The organism is Aeromicrobium sp. P5_D10, assembly GCF_054049535.1.
This window is the reverse complement of record NZ_JBFUME010000003.1, coordinates 189,575-206,586: the sequence shown is the minus strand read 5'-3', so window position 1 is coordinate 206,586 and position 17,012 is coordinate 189,575. Positions and strand designations below refer to the sequence as shown.

Annotated in this window: 14 protein-coding genes; 8 read left to right on the top strand and 6 right to left on the bottom strand. The window is 65.2% G+C overall.

The genetic code is table 11. The annotated features are described in order from the left end of the window. The first annotated feature begins 40 nt into the window (after positions 1 to 40). Positions 41 to 1,834: a DUF4012 domain-containing protein gene (locus tag ACXJKC_RS06055; RefSeq protein WP_456695785.1), complete on the top strand. Its 1,794-nt coding sequence runs from the start codon at positions 41 to 43 to the stop codon at positions 1,832 to 1,834. A gap of 6 nt (positions 1,835 to 1,840) precedes the next feature. Here ACXJKC_RS06055 and ACXJKC_RS06050 read toward each other — a convergent pair whose 3' ends face one another. Further along, positions 1,841 to 2,950 carry an LCP family protein gene (locus ACXJKC_RS06050; protein ID WP_456695784.1) on the bottom strand — a complete coding sequence of 370 codons (1,110 nt, stop codon included), beginning with the start codon at positions 2,948 to 2,950 and terminating at the stop codon, positions 1,841 to 1,843. Then, complete coding sequence (gene dtd / locus ACXJKC_RS06045) at positions 2,947 to 3,369, bottom strand: D-aminoacyl-tRNA deacylase (RefSeq protein ID WP_456695783.1); 423 nt, start codon at positions 3,367 to 3,369, stop codon at positions 2,947 to 2,949. The genes ACXJKC_RS06050 and dtd overlap by 4 nt, the downstream gene beginning before the upstream one ends. Before the next feature lie 55 nt (positions 3,370 to 3,424). On the opposite strand from dtd, the gene ACXJKC_RS06040 reads away from it, so the two are divergent. Genes ACXJKC_RS06040 through ACXJKC_RS06030 form a run of 3 tightly spaced genes read left to right on the top strand, consistent with a single transcriptional unit; the run spans position 3,425 to position 5,404 of the window. Further along, positions 3,425 to 3,919, top strand: coding sequence for an FABP family protein (locus ACXJKC_RS06040; protein ID WP_456695782.1), 495 nt, complete (start codon positions 3,425 to 3,427; stop codon positions 3,917 to 3,919). Continuing rightward, positions 3,912 to 4,862, top strand: coding sequence for a CAF17-like 4Fe-4S cluster assembly/insertion protein YgfZ (gene ygfZ, locus ACXJKC_RS06035; RefSeq protein WP_456695781.1), 951 nt, complete (start codon positions 3,912 to 3,914; stop codon positions 4,860 to 4,862). Before ACXJKC_RS06040 ends, ygfZ begins: the two co-directional genes overlap by 8 nt. Then, a complete protein-coding gene (locus ACXJKC_RS06030) occupies positions 4,862 to 5,404 on the top strand; it encodes an arsenate reductase/protein-tyrosine-phosphatase family protein (RefSeq protein WP_456695780.1) in 543 nt (180 codons plus the stop codon). The genes ygfZ and ACXJKC_RS06030 overlap by 1 nt, the downstream gene beginning before the upstream one ends. Positions 5,405 to 5,493: 89 nt before the next feature. Here ACXJKC_RS06030 and ACXJKC_RS06025 read toward each other — a convergent pair whose 3' ends face one another. Beyond that, on the bottom strand, positions 5,494 to 6,864 hold the full coding sequence (locus ACXJKC_RS06025; protein WP_456695779.1) for a polysaccharide biosynthesis tyrosine autokinase: 1,371 nt from the start codon (positions 6,862 to 6,864) through the stop codon (positions 5,494 to 5,496). A 270-nt stretch (positions 6,865 to 7,134) separates the two neighbouring features. Between ACXJKC_RS06025 and ACXJKC_RS06020 the strand changes: the two genes are divergently transcribed. The 3 genes from ACXJKC_RS06020 (at position 7,135) to manA (ending at position 11,943) form a co-directional block, all read left to right on the top strand. Then, a complete protein-coding gene (locus ACXJKC_RS06020) occupies positions 7,135 to 8,628 on the top strand; it encodes a sugar transferase (protein ID WP_456695778.1) in 1,494 nt (497 codons plus the stop codon). 158 nt (positions 8,629 to 8,786) lie between these two features. Beyond that, positions 8,787 to 10,673: a DEAD/DEAH box helicase gene (locus tag ACXJKC_RS06015; protein WP_456695777.1), complete on the top strand. Its 1,887-nt coding sequence runs from the start codon at positions 8,787 to 8,789 to the stop codon at positions 10,671 to 10,673. 49 nt (positions 10,674 to 10,722) lie between these two features. After that, positions 10,723 to 11,943 (top strand): mannose-6-phosphate isomerase, class I, encoded by a 1,221-nt coding sequence (manA, locus tag ACXJKC_RS06010; RefSeq protein ID WP_456695776.1) that lies wholly within the window; start codon positions 10,723 to 10,725, stop codon positions 11,941 to 11,943. On the opposite strand, the gene ACXJKC_RS06005 is transcribed toward manA, so the two are convergent. The 3 genes from ACXJKC_RS06005 to ACXJKC_RS05995 all read right to left on the bottom strand — a co-directional run bounded on the left by ACXJKC_RS06005 (position 11,912) and on the right by ACXJKC_RS05995 (position 15,922). After that, positions 11,912 to 12,994, bottom strand: a complete 1,083-nt coding sequence (locus tag ACXJKC_RS06005) for a mannose-1-phosphate guanylyltransferase (protein WP_456695775.1) — start codon at positions 12,992 to 12,994, stop codon at positions 11,912 to 11,914. The genes manA and ACXJKC_RS06005 overlap by 32 nt on opposite strands. Next, entirely contained in the window at positions 12,991 to 14,454 is a 1,464-nt protein-coding gene (locus ACXJKC_RS06000) for an endonuclease/exonuclease/phosphatase family protein (RefSeq protein ID WP_456695774.1), read from the bottom strand. The genes ACXJKC_RS06005 and ACXJKC_RS06000 overlap by 4 nt, the downstream gene beginning before the upstream one ends. A 214-nt stretch (positions 14,455 to 14,668) precedes the next feature. After that, positions 14,669 to 15,922, bottom strand: coding sequence for an endonuclease/exonuclease/phosphatase family protein (locus ACXJKC_RS05995; RefSeq protein WP_456695773.1), 1,254 nt, complete (start codon positions 15,920 to 15,922; stop codon positions 14,669 to 14,671). Positions 15,923 to 16,036: 114 nt separating this feature from the next. Here ACXJKC_RS05995 and ACXJKC_RS05990 point away from each other — a divergent pair, with 114 nt between their 5' ends. Next, positions 16,037 to 16,966 carry an asparaginase gene (locus ACXJKC_RS05990; protein ID WP_456695772.1) on the top strand — a complete coding sequence of 310 codons (930 nt, stop codon included), beginning with the start codon at positions 16,037 to 16,039 and terminating at the stop codon, positions 16,964 to 16,966. The last annotated feature ends 46 nt before the right edge of the window (positions 16,967 to 17,012 follow it).

The window sequence follows — 17,012 nt, the reverse complement described above, 5'->3', positions numbered from 1 at the left end:
ACCCGGGGGCGTGCAGGGCTTCGCCGACGGGAGTGACCTGATGGCATCGAAGCGCCGTGGTCGGCGCCGCCCCTGGTACAGGCGCCATGTGCGCAGGCGGCTGACGTATGTCCTTGCTGGTCTGGCGGGTGCGTTGGTCCTGCTGTTCGGCTGGCAGGCGTGGCAAGCCAGCCAGTCGCTGCGACTGGCGGCGAACCAGGCCGATCTGCTGCAGTCGCAGATCGTGGCGGGGGACGGTCCGGGCGCGCAGCGCACGCTCGGCAGCCTCCAGGAGTCGACCGATCGAGCTCGTCGGCGTACGGATGGTCCGATGTGGGACATCGGTGCGAAGGTGCCGCTGCTCGGCGATAACTTCGAAGCGGTGCAGAAGGTCGCAGAAGTCGTCGACCAGGTCGCCACCGAGGCACTGCCACCGGTGGTGGCGCTGTCGAAGCAGCTCAATCTTGACACCTTCTCGCCGCGGGACGGGCGGGTCGATATTGCCGCGATAGCCCAGACGGGGCCATCGATCGAAGCCGCGGACAAGGCGCTGGGGCGGGCCAGTGACCGTCTGGCCGGCGTCGATCCAAGTTCGCTGTTCGTTCCGTTGAGGGGGCCGGTCGCCACAGTCAAGAACAAGATCGCCAGTGCGAGGACCGCGGCGGTCAACACCTCGCTGGCTGCCAAACTGTTGCCGTCGATGCTGGGCGGCCAAGGCAGCAGGACGTACCTGTTGATGGTGCAGAACAATGCCGAAGTGCGCTCGACCGGCGGGATCGCAGGATCGATCGCGATCCTCAAAACCAAGAACGGCAAGATCTCGATGGGCTTTCAGGGCTCATTGCAAGATCTCGTGCAGTTCCCCGAGCCGGTCCTCGCGATGACCAAGGAGGAATCGCGGGTCTTCGCGCCGTCGATGGTGACGAATCTGCTCGACACGAACTTCACGCCCGATTTCCCGCGCACGGGTGAGATCGTCCGCGCGATGGTCAAGAAGGGCCTGGGAGTCGACGTCGACGGCGTCATCTCGGTTGATCCGGTCGCCTTGAGTTTCGTGCTGGCCGGCACCGGCCCGGTCGAGCTGAAGGACACTCCGGGTGTCACGCTGGATCAGCTCAACGCCGTGGGCGTGTTGCTCAATTCGACGTACATGCTGTTGCCGGACCGCGAGGCCCAGGACAAGATCTTCAAACAGGCCGCGCGCGCGATCTTCGACGTCTTGGCCAAGGGCGGCGGTGACACGAGCCTGGTCGTCAAGGGCCTGGTCCGCGGAGTGGCCGAGAACCGGGTCATGGTGTGGTCGAGGCATGAGGACGAGCAGACCCGGATCTTGCCGTCCGGGCTGTCGGGGGAGTTGACCGGTGACGATGGTGCGACACCTCACGTGGGCGTGTATCTGGGTGATGCCGCATCGACCAAGATGGAGTACTACCTCGAGCACGTGAGCAGTCTTGCCGCGTCGCGCTGTCTGCCCGGGCAGATCCAGGAACTGACCTCGAAGACCGAGTTGCGGTCGCGGACTCCGGTCAAGGTCGACAAGTTGCCCGAAGCCGTCACCGGGGACGGCAAGTTCACGCCGAAGGGGACCATGCGCCTGATCGTGCGGCTCTATTCGCCGTATCGGGGTGGGTTCACGTCGGTCAGTCTCGACGGCAGGCCGCAGACGGTCTACGCCGACACGCACCAGGGCCGCAATGTCACGAAGGTCGTGTTGACTCTCAAAGCCGGCTCGACGCACACCATCACGACCCGGATGATCACCGGGAAGGGGCAAGGCGGCGACGCGATCTTGTCGACGACACCCGGCGTCCAGCCCGCCCGCAATGACCGGGTGGCGCCGTCGGCCTGCGGTTGACGCAGGTCAGCTGACCTCCTCCTCGAGAACGTCATCGGGGTACTTCTTGAGGTATCCGCGCAGATTGTCCTTGCGATACGCCTCGAACAGTTCGGCGGTCTTGGCCTCGTCGAGACGCACGACACTCCCGTAGGGATCGATGGTCTCGGTGCCCGCAACAGGAGCTGTCAGGAAGATGACGTCCTCGGTGCTGATGCCGCGCAGGCCGAGCGCGAGCCCTCGCATGTCCCCGCTCGACCAGTCGCCGTCGACCGTCAGATTCTCGGTCAGTGCCGAGACCGACTTCACAAGCTTGACCGGATTGCTCATGATGCCTTGCGCGAGAAGCTTCTTCATCAGTGCACGCAGGAAGTTCTGTTGGCGCGCGATCCGGTCGAAGTCGCCCCGCAGCAAGCCGTAGCGGGTGCGGACGTACGACAGCGCCTTTTCGCCCTTCAGCAGTTGCTCTCCGGCCTCCCACTGGATCTTCTGCTGAGGATCGTAGAACGAGCGCGGGATCGTGACCGGGACGCCGCCGACAGCCGTCGACAGATCCTTGAATCCGGCCCAGTCGATGATCGCGAAATGGCGCATCCGGACGCCGGTGAGCTGTTCGACGGTGGCTTGGGCGCCGAGTGGGCCGAATCGGGAGAAGGCGTCATTGATCTTGGCCATGCCCTGCGGCTCGCCCTGCTCGTCGTACAGGGTCGTGAGGGTGTCGCGCGGGATCGACGTCAAAAACGCGTACTTCCGATTCGACGTGATGTGTACGACCATCAACGTGTCGGACCGGTACTTGCCGACCGGCCAGGTCTTGGCCTGGGCGTCTTCGGCGATCGAGGTCTTGGCGGCCTTGCCGGGGGTCTTCTTGCCCTTGTCGGAGCCGATCAGCAAGATGTTGATCGCCTTTCCCTTGTCGGGATCGGGGCGGTCCGTATCCGGAAGCGATTTGTCGACTTTGTCGATATTGCCCAGCTTGCTGTTGAGGATGTAGGCGTAGCTCGCGATTCCGATCGCCGGGATCAGGACCAAGCACGCCAAGGCGATGAGCAGGAGCTTGCGGCGCCGACTCCTCGGCGTCCGGGTCGCCCTGCGCTTGCCGGCGGCACCGTAGGACGCCGAACCGTCGTCGGTCATACGTCGATCACGAGTGTCGTAGGGCCGTCGTTGGTCAGGGTTATCGCCATATCGGCACCGAACACGCCTTCGGCCACAGTCGCGCCGAGATCGCGCAACGCCGTGCAGAACTCGTCGTACAGCGGCTCGGCGACCGGACCGGGCGCTGCGGCGGTCCATGTGGGCCTCCGGCCCTTGCGGGTGTCGCCGTAGAGCGTGAACTGGCTGACCACGAGCATCTCGGCGCCGGTGTCGGCCGCGGACATCTCCTCGCGCAGGATGCGCAGGTTCCAGATCTTGCCGGCGAGGCGTCCGGCCAGTTCGGGGGTGTCGTCGTGCGTCACCCCCAAGAGCACCATGAGTCCGGTCCCGATCTTGCCGACAGTCTCACCGTCCACGTCGACCCGCGCCTGCGTGACTCTCTGCACCACCGCTCTCATGTCATGAGCGTACTTGCGGCCGTGGAAGCAGGTGGTGCCAAGTAGACTGAAATCCATGCCGTTCGAGATTCCTTCAGACCTTCACCCAGACCTCATGCCCGTCGTGTGGCTGCTGGGCAATTGGCATGGCAACGGCCAGGGCGAATATCCCTCGATCGAGCCGTTCACGTACGAGCAGGACGTCGTGTTCGCGCACGACACCCGACCTTTCCTGCACTACTTCAGTCGTACCTGGATCACCGACGAATCCGGCGAACGGGTGCGTCCCGGTGCACTTGAGACCGGCTTCCTGCGTCCGGCCGGCGAGGGGCAGCTCGAGCTCGTGCTCGCACATCCGACCGGATACGCCGAAGTCTGGTACGGCGATGTCGAAGGTGCGCGGGTCAGGCTCGCGACCGATTTGGTCGCCCGCACGTCCACGGCCAAGGAGTACACCGCAGGACAGCGCATGTACGGCTTGGTCGACGGCGATCTGATGTACGCCTACGACATGGCCGCCGAAGGACACGAGATGCAATCCCACCTCTGGGGGCGACTCCAGCGTGTCTGACGTCCCTGTGGGTGGCAGCCCCCTGCTGGCTCTGCCTGGCGCGGTGTTCGGCGATGCTCCCGACAACACCGTCGCCGCGCACTACGGTTCGATCTCGGCCGAGCAGCGACGCCTAGGCGAAGGCGGCACGTTCGTCGACCTGTCGCACCGCGACGTCCTGACGATCTCGGGCCCCGACCGCCTGACATATCTGCATTCGCTCACAACCCAGTTCCTCGAAGGACTCGCGCCCGGCGTGCCGACCGACGTCCTGCTGCTGTCGCCGCAGGGACGTATCGAGCACGGCTTCGCCGGCGTCGATGACGGCGAGACGTTCTGGGCGCACACCGAAGGCGGCGCGGGCGCGGCATTGGTGGAATTCCTCGACCGGATGCGGTTCATGATGCGGGTCGAGGTGGCCGACGTGTCTGCGCACTATGCGGTCATCGGGCTGCCCGGTCTCGCCTGGGAACTGCGGCCGCGGGCCACGCTGGCGGATCTTCCGGCCGAGCTGGGCGATCCGGTCGGCATGTGGGCCTGGGAGGCGCTACGGATCGAGGCCGGGATCGTCCGGGTCGGCGTCGACACCGATGACAAGACGATCCCCAATGAGGTCGGTCTGCTCGGTCGTTCGGTGCATCTCGACAAGGGGTGCTACCGCGGTCAGGAGACCGTCGCCCGCGTGCACACCCTCGGCCGCCCACCACGCCGGCTCGTCTTGCTGCACCTCGACGGCTCGGTCGATCATCTGCCGGCCCACGGCTCCGACGTGACTCTCGACGGCGTGCGCGTCGGCTTCGTCGGTTCTGCGGCCCGGCATCACGAGCTCGGCCCGATCGCGTTGGCCTTGGTCAAACGCAAGATCGACGTCGATGCGACGTTGTTGGCCGATGGTGTGGCTGCGGCTCAGGAGGTGCTGGTGGACCCCGAGGCAGGCCTGCACGTCCGGCCGGTTCTGTCCTGATGACTGGTCACCGGTTCGCTGTCCTCGCGGTGTGCACCGCCAATATCTGCCGTTCTCCCCTCATGGAGATCCTGCTGAAGGCCCAGTTGGACGAGACCCGGTTCGAGGTCGCAAGCGCCGGGGTCCGTGGCTGGGACCGCGAGCCCATGGATTCCATGGCCGCGATGGAGGCGATGCGATTGGGCCATTCGGCCGAGGCGTTCCGCTCGCACGCGATCGACGCCTATCTCGTCGATTCGGCCGATCTGATCCTGACCGCGACCCGGGCCCACCGCTCCGACGTCCTGTCGATGACCCCGCAGGCCTTGCGGCGCAGCTTCACGCTGATCGAGTTCGCGGCGCTCACCAAGCTCGTCGACGGTGCCGATCCGCACGATCTTGTCGCCCAGGCGGCGCTGCGGCGCAGTCTGGCGCCGGCGAAAGCCGATATCGGCGATCCCTTCCGGCGCGGACCCGAAGTGCACCGGGCGACGGCCGATCAGATCGCCGCGGCGGTCGACACCATCGCTGCCAAGCTCAACGCATTGGTCCCGGCCGGTTAAGAGCTTCCAACATGTCGGCGCTTCTGGGTCGTTGGGGTCGATTTTCGACGCAGTACCGCCGAGAACTTGGGTGATGTCCCGGCAGGGGATCAGCCCTTGCGGGCACCGCCGCGACGCTTGTCGCCGGCGGTCTTGGCGAAGTACTCGGGCCCGTAGCCATAGCCGTACCCGTAGCCGTACTTCGACAGCTCTTTGGCCGGTGACATGCTCAGCACTGTGCCGAGGAGGCGGGCGCCCACCGAGTTGAGTCGACCGGTCGCCGAACGGATCGCCTCACGACCGGTCTTGCCGTGGCGGACGACCAGGATCGCGCCGTCGGAGATCGAGGCGAGCAGGGAAGCATCTGTTACCGGCAGCAACGGGGGAGCGTCGATCAACACGACGTCGAACCGTTGCCGCAGCTGGGCTATCAGTGCCTTCATCGCGTCGGTCTGCAGGATCTCTGACGGATTCGGCGGCAGTGCGCCGCTCGCCAGGACGTCGAGTCCGGGGGTGCTGGCCGGCTGCAGTGCTGCGTCGATACTGACCCGGCCCACGAGAACCGTGGTGAGTCCGACGTTCTTCTCGATGCCGAGGTATTCGCTGACCCGGGGTCGGCGCAGATCGCCCTCGACCAGAACGACTTGCGAGCCGGTCTGAGCCAATGCGATGGCCAGATTCGTCGCCGTCGTGGTCTTGCCCTCACCGGCGACCGAACTGGTGATCGTGATGACCTTGTTGTCGCGGTCGATGTCGAGGAACTGCAGATTGGTGCGCAGGATCCGCACCGCCTCGTACCGTGGGTGGTGGGTGCCGAGTGCCGTGATGAGCGGAGTCTGCGTCGCCGTGCGGTCGTAGGCGACGGCACCGAGCACGGGAGCGCCGGAGATCTCCTCCAGCTCCGCGGGTGTGCGAACGCTGGTGTCGGAGACGGCTCGTCGGATCGCGATCAGCACGCCGATCAGCAGGCCGATGAGCCCGCCGAGCACGAGCCAGGGCAGGCGCTGCGGACCGGATGGGTCGGCGGGTGCGCCGGCCTTCGCGACGATCGTGGCTTCGAGTTGGGTGTCGTGCTTGCCGAGCCAGGCCACAAATGATTCAGCGGCCGATTGACTGATGCGCGCTGCCTGATCGGCGGACTCATCGGTGGTCACGACCCGCAGAACCGACGTCCCGTCGAGGACTTCGGCCGAGATACGCCCGTCGAGCGATGCGAGACTGCCGGACAGGCCGAGCTCCTTCGCGACGGCGGCGACCGTCGTGCGTCCACCCAGCACTTGGGCATATGACTCGACGGTGCGCGCAGCAGGTGCGGACGTGCTCTTTTCGACCGGCGGCGAGATCAGGACGTCGGCGTGGGCCTGATATTCGGGTGTCGTCTGGGACACGCCCACGGCGGCCAGACCGATGCCCAGCAGGGTCAGGACGGTGATCGACGGCCAACGCCGCAGCACGACACCAATGGGTAGGGACGCTCGCACGACTACTCCTCTCGAGCACTTCCCCCCGGCCGGAACTCTACGGCACATGGAGCAGGTGCGGATCAACTCTGACGGGGGTGTTACGCGCAATACGTAACTCCAGTCGGTCCGGGTCGTTCTCAAGACAAGAGGGTCCCACTCTCCCGTGGGCCCAGCCTTTGGAGTGAATGTTATGGATTACACACCGATCAGCGCTCACCGGGTGCTGCTGGGGTTCTCCTTCACTGGCGCCCTTGCCCTGTTCCCGCTACTTTACGTGCTACTTCTGACGTGAAGGCGCAGATCGGCGCCCCTGCGGCGCCGGACCGGGTGCCGTTGGCTGAATCCCCGAACGCTGCCCCCGCGCGGTCCTCGCGCTGGGAATGGCGTCGCCGTTACGGACGCCGGCTCATCGTGTCGGATGCTGTGGTGCTGGCGTGGGTCTTCGTGATGAACCATCTCGTCTGGCTGGCCGTCCCACAGTGGCAGCAGGCCGAGTCGGCGACTGCGTGGTTCTGGGTGCTGATCTCAGCACTGCTCGCCGTCCTGTGGCACCTCGTACTGACCTTGGCCGGCACCCGCGATCCCCGGGTTCTGGGTGCCGGGCCGGACGAATACAAGCGGATCATCAACTCCACGATCGTGATCTTCTCGCTGATCGCGTTTGTGGGCTATCTGTTCAACCTCACGGTTCCCCGTAGCTATGTCCTGGTGTCGCTGCCCTTCGGAATAGGCCTGTTGCTGGCGAGCAGGTGGTCCTGGCGGCAGTGGTTGCTGGTGCAGCGCCAGCGCGGTCAGATGACCCAGAAGGCGATCGTGATCGGAAATCTCGATTCGGTCGAGGACCTGACCTCGGTGATCGCTCGCAATCTCTCGTACGGCTATCAGGTCGTGGGCGCCTGCATCACCGGACGGCTCGTGCCCGACCAGGTCGGCGGACTCAAGGTGCTCGGCGGCGCCGATGACCTGATGGCGACAATCCTTGAGTCCGGGGCCGATGCGGTCATCGTGACATCGTCGGATGCGACCCATCCGCAGATGGTCCGGCGCCTGGGCTGGGACCTCGAGGGATATGACATCGAGATCATCGTCGCGCCGTCTCTGGCCAATATTGCCGGCCCGAGGGTCCACATACGTCCCGTTGCCGGACTGCCGCTGTTGCACGTCGAACAGCCGTCGTACCGGGGCGCCTCGCGCTGGGCCAAGGGATTCCTCGATCGCACGGGCGGGAGCCTGTTGTTGATCGCGTCCTTGCCGGTCTTCGTGCTGGTCGCGGTCGCCATCAAACTGACGAGTCCGGGCAAGGTCTTCTTCATCCAGGAACGGGTGGGTCGTGACGGTCAGTCGTTCGGGATGATCAAATTCCGCACGATGGTCGACGGCGCACACCTGATGGTTGGCGATCTGACGGCCGACACCGGCAACTCGTTCATGTTCAAGATGCGTGACGACCCGCGCGTGACCCGCCCGGGACGGTTCCTTCGTCGCTACTCCCTCGACGAGCTGCCGCAGTTGATCAACGTCGTCAAGGGCGATATGAGCCTGGTGGGCCCGCGTCCCCCGCTGGTCGAGGAAGTTTCCGGATACGCCCCCGAGGCCCGGCGCCGGCTTCTCGTCCGTCCGGGAATGACAGGTCCGTGGCAGATCTCGGGGCGTTCGGAACTCGATTGGGAGGAGACGATGCGCCTGGATCTGTACTACGTCGAGAACTGGTCGATCGTCGGTGATCTGCTGATCTTGTGGAAGACGTTCAAGGCCGTGCGGTCCTCGTCCGGGGCGTACTGAAACCAAGGCCACACCGTTTGAGTTTCGCGGTTGGGGGCGTGGACCGATACCGTGGAGTGGCGCGCTCGTTCCTTCACGACCACGACCAGCATGGGGCTGTCGGCAGGTTGCACGGGATTCGGCCACTTTGGTCCCGCGCCAACTCACCAGGAGCACTCATGAATACAGATCTGTCCACCGCGCCCTCGGGCACCGAGACGGTCGCCGCGGAGCCCAACTTCGCCGATCTCGGCCTCGTCGACGTCCTCGTGGAGCGCCTGGCGTCCCTCGGTTACGAGACCCCGACGCCGATCCAGGCCCGCGCGATCCCGACCCTGCTCGAGGGCAAGGACGTCGTCGGCCTCGCGCAGACCGGCACCGGAAAGACTGCCGCCTTCGCGCTGCCGATCCTGCAGAAGATCGATCCCAAGAGCAACAAGACACAAGCCATCGTGCTCGCGCCGACCCGTGAGCTCGCGCTCCAGGTGTGCGAGGCCATCACGACGTACGCCGTCAACATCCCCGGTATCCGGGTGCTGCCGGTCTACGGCGGGCAGAGCTATGGCTTCCAGCTGTCCGGCCTGCAGCGGGGCGCGCACATCGTCGTCGGCACGCCCGGCCGCATGATCGACCATCTCGAGCGGGGTAGCCTCGACCTGAGTTCGCTGGAGTTCCTGGTCCTCGACGAGGCCGACGAGATGCTCAACATGGGCTTCGCCGAAGACGTCGAGCGCATCCTCGCCGACACGCCTGAGTACAAGCAGGTGGCACTGTTCTCGGCCACGATGCCCAAGATGATCCGCAGCCTGGCCAAGAAGTATCTGCACGATCCCGTCGACATCGCGACGCCCAAGGCCACGACCTCGACCGCGACGGTGCGCCAGCGCTGGATCCAGGTCTCGCATCACCACAAACTGGACGCCCTGACGCGCCTGCTCGAGGTCGAGACCGGCGACGGCATGATCGTGTTCGTCCGGACCAAGTCCGCGACCGAAGAGCTCGCCGACAAGCTGCGCGCGCGTGGCTACACCGCAGCTGCCCTCAACGGCGACCTGGCACAGGCCCAGCGCGAGCGCACCGTGTCGCAGCTCAAGTCAGGCGCGATCGACATCATCGTCGCGACGGATGTGGCCGCCCGTGGCCTCGACGTCGAGCGCATCACGCACGTCATCAACTACGACATCCCGCACGACACCGAGGCCTACGTCCACCGCATCGGTCGTACAGGTCGCGCGGGCCGCACGGGCGAGGCGATCTTGTTCGTCACCCCGCGCGAGCGTCGGATGCTCTCGGCGATCGAGAAGGTCTCGGGACGTCCGGTCGAGGAGATGAGCGTCCCGTCGGCCGAAGAGGTCAACGAGCGCCGCACGGGTCGTTTCGCCCAGGCCATCACGTCGAGCATGGGATCGGCGCAGTTCCACGCCTTCCGCACACTCGTCGAGGAGTACGCCGCCGAGAACGATGTCGCGATGACCGATGTCGCGGCAGCCCTGGCGGTCATGAGCCAGGCCGACAAGGAGTTCTTCCTGCGGCCCGATCCGCCGAAGGCGCCGCCGCGTGCACGCGACTTCGAGCCGCGGCCCAAACCGGCCGGTTACGACCGTTCCGACCGGTTGCCGACCGAGGGTGCGGCCGTCTACCGGGTCGCGGTGGGAAAGCGTCACAAGATCGGACCGTCGGCCATCGTGGGTGCGCTGGCCAACGAGGGCAGCCTCAAACGTTCCGACTTCGGCAAGATCACGATCGGTCAGGACCACACGCTCGTCGAGCTGCCGGCCGATCTGCCCGACGCGGTCTTCGAAGCGCTGGCCAACACCCGTATCTCGGGCAAGCTGATCGATCTGCAGCCCGACACCGGACCGCCGATCCGCCGCACCCGTGAGGATCGCAAGGGTAAGCCGTTCGAGAAGAAGAAGTTCGAGAAGCGGCCCTATCCCTCGAAAGCAGCCGACAAGAAGCCGTCGCGCTCGTCGGGACCCAGCGTCAGCACGTGGGAGAAGAAGAGCTCAGACCGTGACGGCGCCCCCACGGGCGGCAATCCGGCCCGAAAGCCGCGTCACAAGTAGTCTCACGCCCTTAGGATGGTCACGAGGGTCTTACAGACGAAGGTTGCAGATGTTCCTGCTCGACAACGCCGCCCGTGACTATGACTGGGGATCGACCTCAGACATCCCGCGATTCCTGGGCCAGACGCCCGACGGCGACCGGATCGCCGAGGTCTGGATGGGGACCCATCCCTTGGGGGAGTCCTCTGTCGAGGTCGGCAGCGAACTCGTCCCACTGTCACAGGTGGCCGGCGAGCTGCCGTTCTTGTTCAAGATCTTGGCCGCGGACCGTCCCCTTTCGTTGCAGGTGCATCCCAACGCCGCGATGGCGCGGGCAGGATTCGAGGCCGAGAACGCGGCCGGGGTGCCGATCGACGCGCCGGAGCGCACATATCGCGATCCATCACACAAGCCGGAGATGGCCTACGCGCTGACCACATTCGACACACTCGTCGGATTTCGGCCGACTGCCGAGATCCTGAGGGTGCTCAACGGCATCGACACGCCGCTGACACATCGCCTGGCCGAAGGGCTGCGCGAGAAGCCGGGCTTCCGGGGCATCGTGCGCATCGTCGAGCACCTGTTGACCAGTGACGTCCCGGTCGACGAGATCGCCCAGGTCGTCGATGCATGCCGGGAGCTGGTCGAGGTCGGAGTCGACATCAAGCGGGCGTACGTCACCGCAGTGGAGATCTCCGAGTTCTATCCCGGTGACATCGGGGTCATCATTTCGTTGACCCTCAACCGATTGACGTTACAGCCGGGTGAGGCGGCTTTCCTCGGAGCGGGAATCATCCATGCGCACCTTAAAGGAATGTGCCTGGAGATCATGGCCGCCTCCGACAACGTTCTCCGGGCGGGGCTGACGTCGAAGCCGGTGAATCCTGCAGGCTTGGTCCAGTGTCTCGAAAAGGGCATGTCTCGGCTCGCACGGGTCACTCCTGAGCCGTTCGGCTTCTCGACCGAGGTGTTCAACCCCAATGTCGAGGAGTTCGCGCTCGCGGTCGGTCAGAGTTCCAGCGCCGAGCCGGAGGGAATGTTGTTGCCGCCGGGGACCCAGCGCATCATCGTGTGCACCGGCGGCGAGGTCGAACTCGTCAACGCCGCCGGCGATCACATCAAGCTGGGCCGTGGACAGTCGGTCTTCGCCGGAGCCTCTGACGGGCAGATCCGGGTCATCGGTACCGGCGAGGTCGCGCAGGCCTACACGCCCGGTCCGGAGGCGCCCGTCGGCGAACTCATCGACCTGGTCTTCCCGCTCAGACTAGATCGGTCCGGCCACGCTCCTTGAGCGTGGCGACGACATCCTTGACCTGTTGGGCGTGAGCCCGGGAGGTGACGAGCAGGGCGTCGCTGGTGCGGATGACGACGACATCCTGCAGACCGACGACTGCGATCGTGGTGCCGTCCTCGGCGATCGCGAGTCCGTTGGCGTCGATCCATATGGTCTCCGGCGATGAAGCAGCGCCGACGTCCTGCAGTGCGGCGTAGTCGCCCACATCGTCCCAGGTGAAAGCGCCGGGCACGACCGCCATACCGCCCTCCAGCGACACCGGCTCGGCAACTGCGTGGTCGATCGCGATCTTGGTCAGCGCCGGCCAGGTCTCGGCGAGCACCTCCTCGCGCCGGTCGGTGGGCCAGGCATCGGCGATCTTGGACAGGCCGGCGTGCAGGCCGGGCTGGAGACGTGCCAGGTGGTTCAGCAGGACGTCGGCCCGGGTCACGAACATCCCGGCATTCCAGCTGTAGTCGCCGCTGGTCACATAATCGTCCGCCGTTGCGGCATCGGGCTTCTCGACGAATTGACAGATCGCGTGCGCCGAGGAAGCGCCGTCGACGTCGAGGCGGGCGCCTGACTGGATATACCCGAACGCCGTCGAAGGTCCGCTCGGGGTGATCCCGATCGTGGTGACTAGCCCCGTTCCGGCCACCGCGATCGCCTGCTCGATGGCCTCGGCGAATGACACCTGGTCATCGATGATGTGATCGGCGGCAAAGGACCCGATGACGGCGTCGGGATCGGTGCTCGCGATGACAGCAGCGGCCAGCCCGATCGCCGGCATCGAGTCACGCGGCGACGGCTCGACCAACAGGTTGGTCAGTTCGGGCAGTTGCCGGCTGATGGCTGCAGCGTGCGCCGGGCCGGTGACGACGTGGATACGCTCTGCAGGAATCAGGTCGTTGAGGCGGTCCCAGGTCTGTTGCAGCAGGGAGCGACCGGACCCGTCGAGATCGAGCAGGAACTTGGGCCGGTCGGCCCGTGACAGCGGCCAGAGCCGGGTCCCGGCACCCCCTGCGGGGATCACCGCGTGGAAGGTGGCCAAGCTCGCTGGCGTTGTCATGGGGTCCTCCCGGGACTGGGCTCTGCCGCCTGTGGGGCGACAACACCGATGCTGGTCGTGGGCGTGGGTTCGCCGAGCGGCTTCTGGGTCGCGTCGAGCGCGACGACGGCTGTCAGCAGGTTGTGGTCCGAGACGACGGGACGCGCATAGCGTCCGCCGGCGAGACGTACCAGCTGGGCCCATGACTCGACGTCGAATTCCTTCGACACCCAGATGTGGTCGACGTGCGCGGTTGAGGCCAAGACATTGGTGCTGAACGTGTGGCTCGTGTTGATCTGACCGTTGAGCGTCTCCTTGGTCATCACGAAGGTGTCGCCGAATCCGGCCGCACGCATCTTGACGCCGGGGGAGTCCGCCCCTCGGTGGACTCCGGAGTTGAAGTCGCCGGCATAGATCATGGGCTTGCCGGTGTCGTTGATCTGCGCCATCTGGCCGAGCATCCGGTCCATCTCGCGCGAACGCATCGCGTCATTGCCCTTGCCGTTCTCCAGGTGCACGCTCACGTAGTAGAAGATGCGCCCGGTCTCCTTGACCTTGAAGCTTGCCCACGTCGTGTCTCGTCCGTCACCGATCGAGAAGCTGCCGCCGTTCAGTTGCTCGAAGATGGCCGGCCGGTAGAAGATATAGCGGGCCCGTGCGCCTCCCGTGGCTCTGACGTACTGCTGGGAATGGCCGCTGAAGATTGCGTTGGTGACCTTCCCGACACGCTCGCCGCCGGATTCCTGCAGCGCGAACATGTCGAGTTTGTTGGCGTTGATGTAGTCGGCCATGATGCGTGCCCGCGAGGCGTAGCCGGAGCACTTCTCGGAACAGACGTTCCAGGTGCCCACCCGAAATGACGTCTCGCGAACGGCGGTCTTCAGCTTCAGAGGCTTGGTGAAGGTGCCGATCTGTTCGCCGTTGATCGGCCTGACCTTGATCCAGTAGTCCGTCGCCGACTTGAGCCCAGCGGTCACGAAAGTGGTGTCCGCAGTGAGGGTGCGTACTGTCGAAGCCTGCCGGGTGAATCCCTTGTCGCGGGCGATCGTGACGTCGAACTGCCGGGCGTTGGCGACTTTCTTCCACGTCGCCTTGAAGCCGCTGGCCGTGGCCCGGCGCACCTTTAACGTGCGGACTTCGCCCGGCTTCAGCGTGAATCGGGTGGTACGCGACGACATGACCAGATCGTCTTTGATCGCGTCGATGCGGTAGAACTGGTCGACGCCGGGCGTCGTGGCCTTGATGTCGGACAGAGAGATCTTGGTGCGCCCGGCCGAGACCTTTGTGACGACCGGCTTCGTGAGGGCGCGATCAGGGCCGACCACCACGTTGTAGGAGTCTGCGTTCTCTGACGCCTTCCAGCGCAGCTCGACGCTGGTGGGACTCAACGGCGTCGCGGCCAGAGCAGTCGGGGGTTCGAGCCGTTGCTGCTCCTGGTAGGTCATGAACAGCCCGACGCCCAAAGCCGCCAGCAACAGCACGCCGAGACCGCCGACCAGGATCCGCCACAGGTTGCGTCGTTTGCGGCGCCCCGTGGTTCGGCCTGCAGCTGTTGATCGCTCCGCGGGGCCAGCGCGCCGACGTGGTGGCGCGATCTTTCTTCGGGTGACTACGGCACAACTCCCAGAGCGGTCGGACAGGGTCTGATGAATTCTACGACGAGATGGCGATCTGTCCGTGCGAGCTGGAGAACCTTCAGTTGATTCTCACGTCGGCAATGATCGGGCTGTGATCGGAAGGTATCGGGGTGACCATCTTCCCGTTCTTGATGAGCGCGCCGTTGTTCCACTTCACGACGCGGCCAAGGTCTGGTCGGATCCAGACCTTGTCGACGTGATCGCCCCATTTATAACTGATTTTGGGAGTGGTCCTGTAGTCGTTGTAGCTGTTGTTGTGCTGCTGACGCAGGCTCATCGCGAGATCGTAGGCGTCGTAGTAGCCGAATTTCTGGAATTCCCTGGCGGGGTAGTCGTTGCTGCGGTTCTTGTGCGAGTTGAAGTCACCCGCGTAGATGACCGGAAGACCTTCGGGGTTCTGAGTCTGGATCTGGGCGAGCAGTTCACGGATCTCGTACTTGCGATACATCGCATCGGTCGAGTTGTCGCCCGATACCGTGTGGACGTCGACGAACATCGTACGAGCGCCGGAGACTGTGTCGGTCAGTTTGGCCCACACCGCATAACGGCAACCGCCGCCGTGATATCCCAAGGAGACCTCGCCATACGTTTCCCAGGTTCGCGTCGGCGTGCATCTGTTCCTGGTGTCCACCGACGGCAGCACCTCGGGTGCCTCTGTACCCGGATCCAGGGTGAAGCGGCCGGACCTGAACAGCAGCCGCTTTCCACTCTTGTAGTGGGCTTGTGAGTATCCCGCCGGGATGGCGAGATTGTCGGCTTCCTGAGCGGCAAGCACATCGGGACGGTAGGCGCGGACGCGCTCCTGTGCGCCGGGTTGACGGCTTTCCCACTTGGAGCAGACCCTGGAGCAGACGTTGTAGCTCATGACCCGGTAGGTGTCACCGCGCGCGAGATCCAGCAACCGGATCGTGGTGTGGCCCACCCGGGTCGAGTAGCTGCCCCGTTTGGAACCATTGACACCGCGGACCCTGACGAAGTAGTCGGCCCCCCTCGTGAGGCCCTTCATGGTCTTGGTCCGATTGCTGGTGGTGTACTTCCTGGGTTTGGACATCGAATAGTGCCGGGAGAGGTAGATCTCGTACTTCTTGGCGCGCGACGCCCTCGGCCAATAGATCGTCAGCGAGGCAGTTTTCGAACTGCGGTCGTATCCCTTGGCCGTGAACGACACCAGGCCGACCTTGCCGGGCTTGGAAGCTGCGGCGGCGGGCTGCAGCCCGGTGCCGATCAGAGCTATGAGGGCAGCGGTGAGCGCGCTGATGCGCACCCATCGAGCGCCGCGTCGCATGCGAGCGCTATCGGTCCGAGAGGTCATGGGTTCAGCCTTGCTGGTGGGAAGTGGCGTGACAGAGACGACCAGCCTTCATGAGGATAGGCGCGAATTGACCAAAAATAAAGGTGAATGTGTGTCGCGGCCTAGGGTGGAGGCGTGGAGATCCTTGCCGAAGTTGTCCGGTCCGGGCTGGTCGAAAGCCGCCACCGAGGGGTCGCGGTGCGTGTCGACCCGACGGGGAATGTCACGTGGTCGATGGGAGATCCCGGCACTGTGGTCTTTCCGAGATCGTCCAATAAGCCGATCCAGGCGCTTGGGATGTTGCGGGCCGGCCTGCCGCTCGACGGCCGGCTCTTGGCGCTGGCCTCGGCAAGTCACTCCGGCGAGCCATTCCACCTCGAGGGGGTGCGGGAGATCCTCACTCTCGCGGGACTCGACGAATCCGCCTTGCAGACTCCCGCCTCCTATCCGCTCGATCCACATGTGCATGCCGATGTGCTACGTGCCGGCGGCAGCCGCGCTCCTATCTATATGGACTGCTCGGGCAAACATGCCGCGATGCTGCTGACGTGTGTTGTCAATGACTGGCCCACCAGTTCGTATCTGGAGCCGTCGCACCCGTTGCAGGAGATCATCACCGCGACGTTCACCGAGCTGACAGATGGGCCACCGTCCGTCGTGGGAGTGGACGGCTGCGGGGCGCCGTTGCTGGCGACCGAGCTCAAGCAACTGGCTCGCGCGGTCGGGCAGATCATGCAGGAGCCGCAGGGGGCGGCCGGCGCGCGACTCGTTGCGGCGATGACGGCGCACCCTGAGTATGTCAGCGGGACACGTCGCGCGGAGCTGGAGCTGATGCGGGCGTTTCCGGGCTTGCTGGCCAAGTCGGGTGCCGAGAGCGTCTATGTCGTCGGCCTGCCGGACGGTTCGGCGTTCGCGCTCAAGATCGAGGACGGCGCGGAACGGCCGCTCTATGCCGTGATGAATCGGGCGCTCGAACTGGCCGGTCTCGATGCGCCGCTGTTGCACGCAAGACCGTCCGTCCTGGGTGGCGGCAAGCAGGTCGGTGAGGTTCGTCCGACGTTCTGACCTGCAGGTTCACCGCTGTTGTGATGCGGATCGCAAACCGCCCTGC

What these genes read in the sequence shown, in the direction of transcription:
- manA (WP_456695776.1), top strand. Translation starts at nt 10,723, where the DNA reads ATGTTCCTGCTCGACAACGCCGCCCGTGACTATGACTGGGGATCGACC.
- ACXJKC_RS06055 (WP_456695785.1), top strand. Translation starts at nt 41, where the DNA reads ATGGCATCGAAGCGCCGTGGTCGGCGCCGCCCCTGGTACAGGCGCCAT.
- dtd (WP_456695783.1), bottom strand. Translation starts at nt 3,369, where the DNA reads ATGAGAGCGGTGGTGCAGAGAGTCACGCAGGCGCGGGTCGACGTGGAC.
- ACXJKC_RS06050 (WP_456695784.1), bottom strand. Translation starts at nt 2,950, where the DNA reads ATGACCGACGACGGTTCGGCGTCCTACGGTGCCGCCGGCAAGCGCAGG.
- ACXJKC_RS06015 (WP_456695777.1), top strand. Translation starts at nt 8,787, where the DNA reads ATGAATACAGATCTGTCCACCGCGCCCTCGGGCACCGAGACGGTCGCC.
- ACXJKC_RS06040 (WP_456695782.1), top strand. Translation starts at nt 3,425, where the DNA reads ATGCCGTTCGAGATTCCTTCAGACCTTCACCCAGACCTCATGCCCGTC.
- ACXJKC_RS05995 (WP_456695773.1), bottom strand. Translation starts at nt 15,922, where the DNA reads ATGACCTCTCGGACCGATAGCGCTCGCATGCGACGCGGCGCTCGATGG.
- ACXJKC_RS06005 (WP_456695775.1), bottom strand. Translation starts at nt 12,994, where the DNA reads ATGACAACGCCAGCGAGCTTGGCCACCTTCCACGCGGTGATCCCCGCA.
- ACXJKC_RS06030 (WP_456695780.1), top strand. Translation starts at nt 4,862, where the DNA reads ATGACTGGTCACCGGTTCGCTGTCCTCGCGGTGTGCACCGCCAATATC.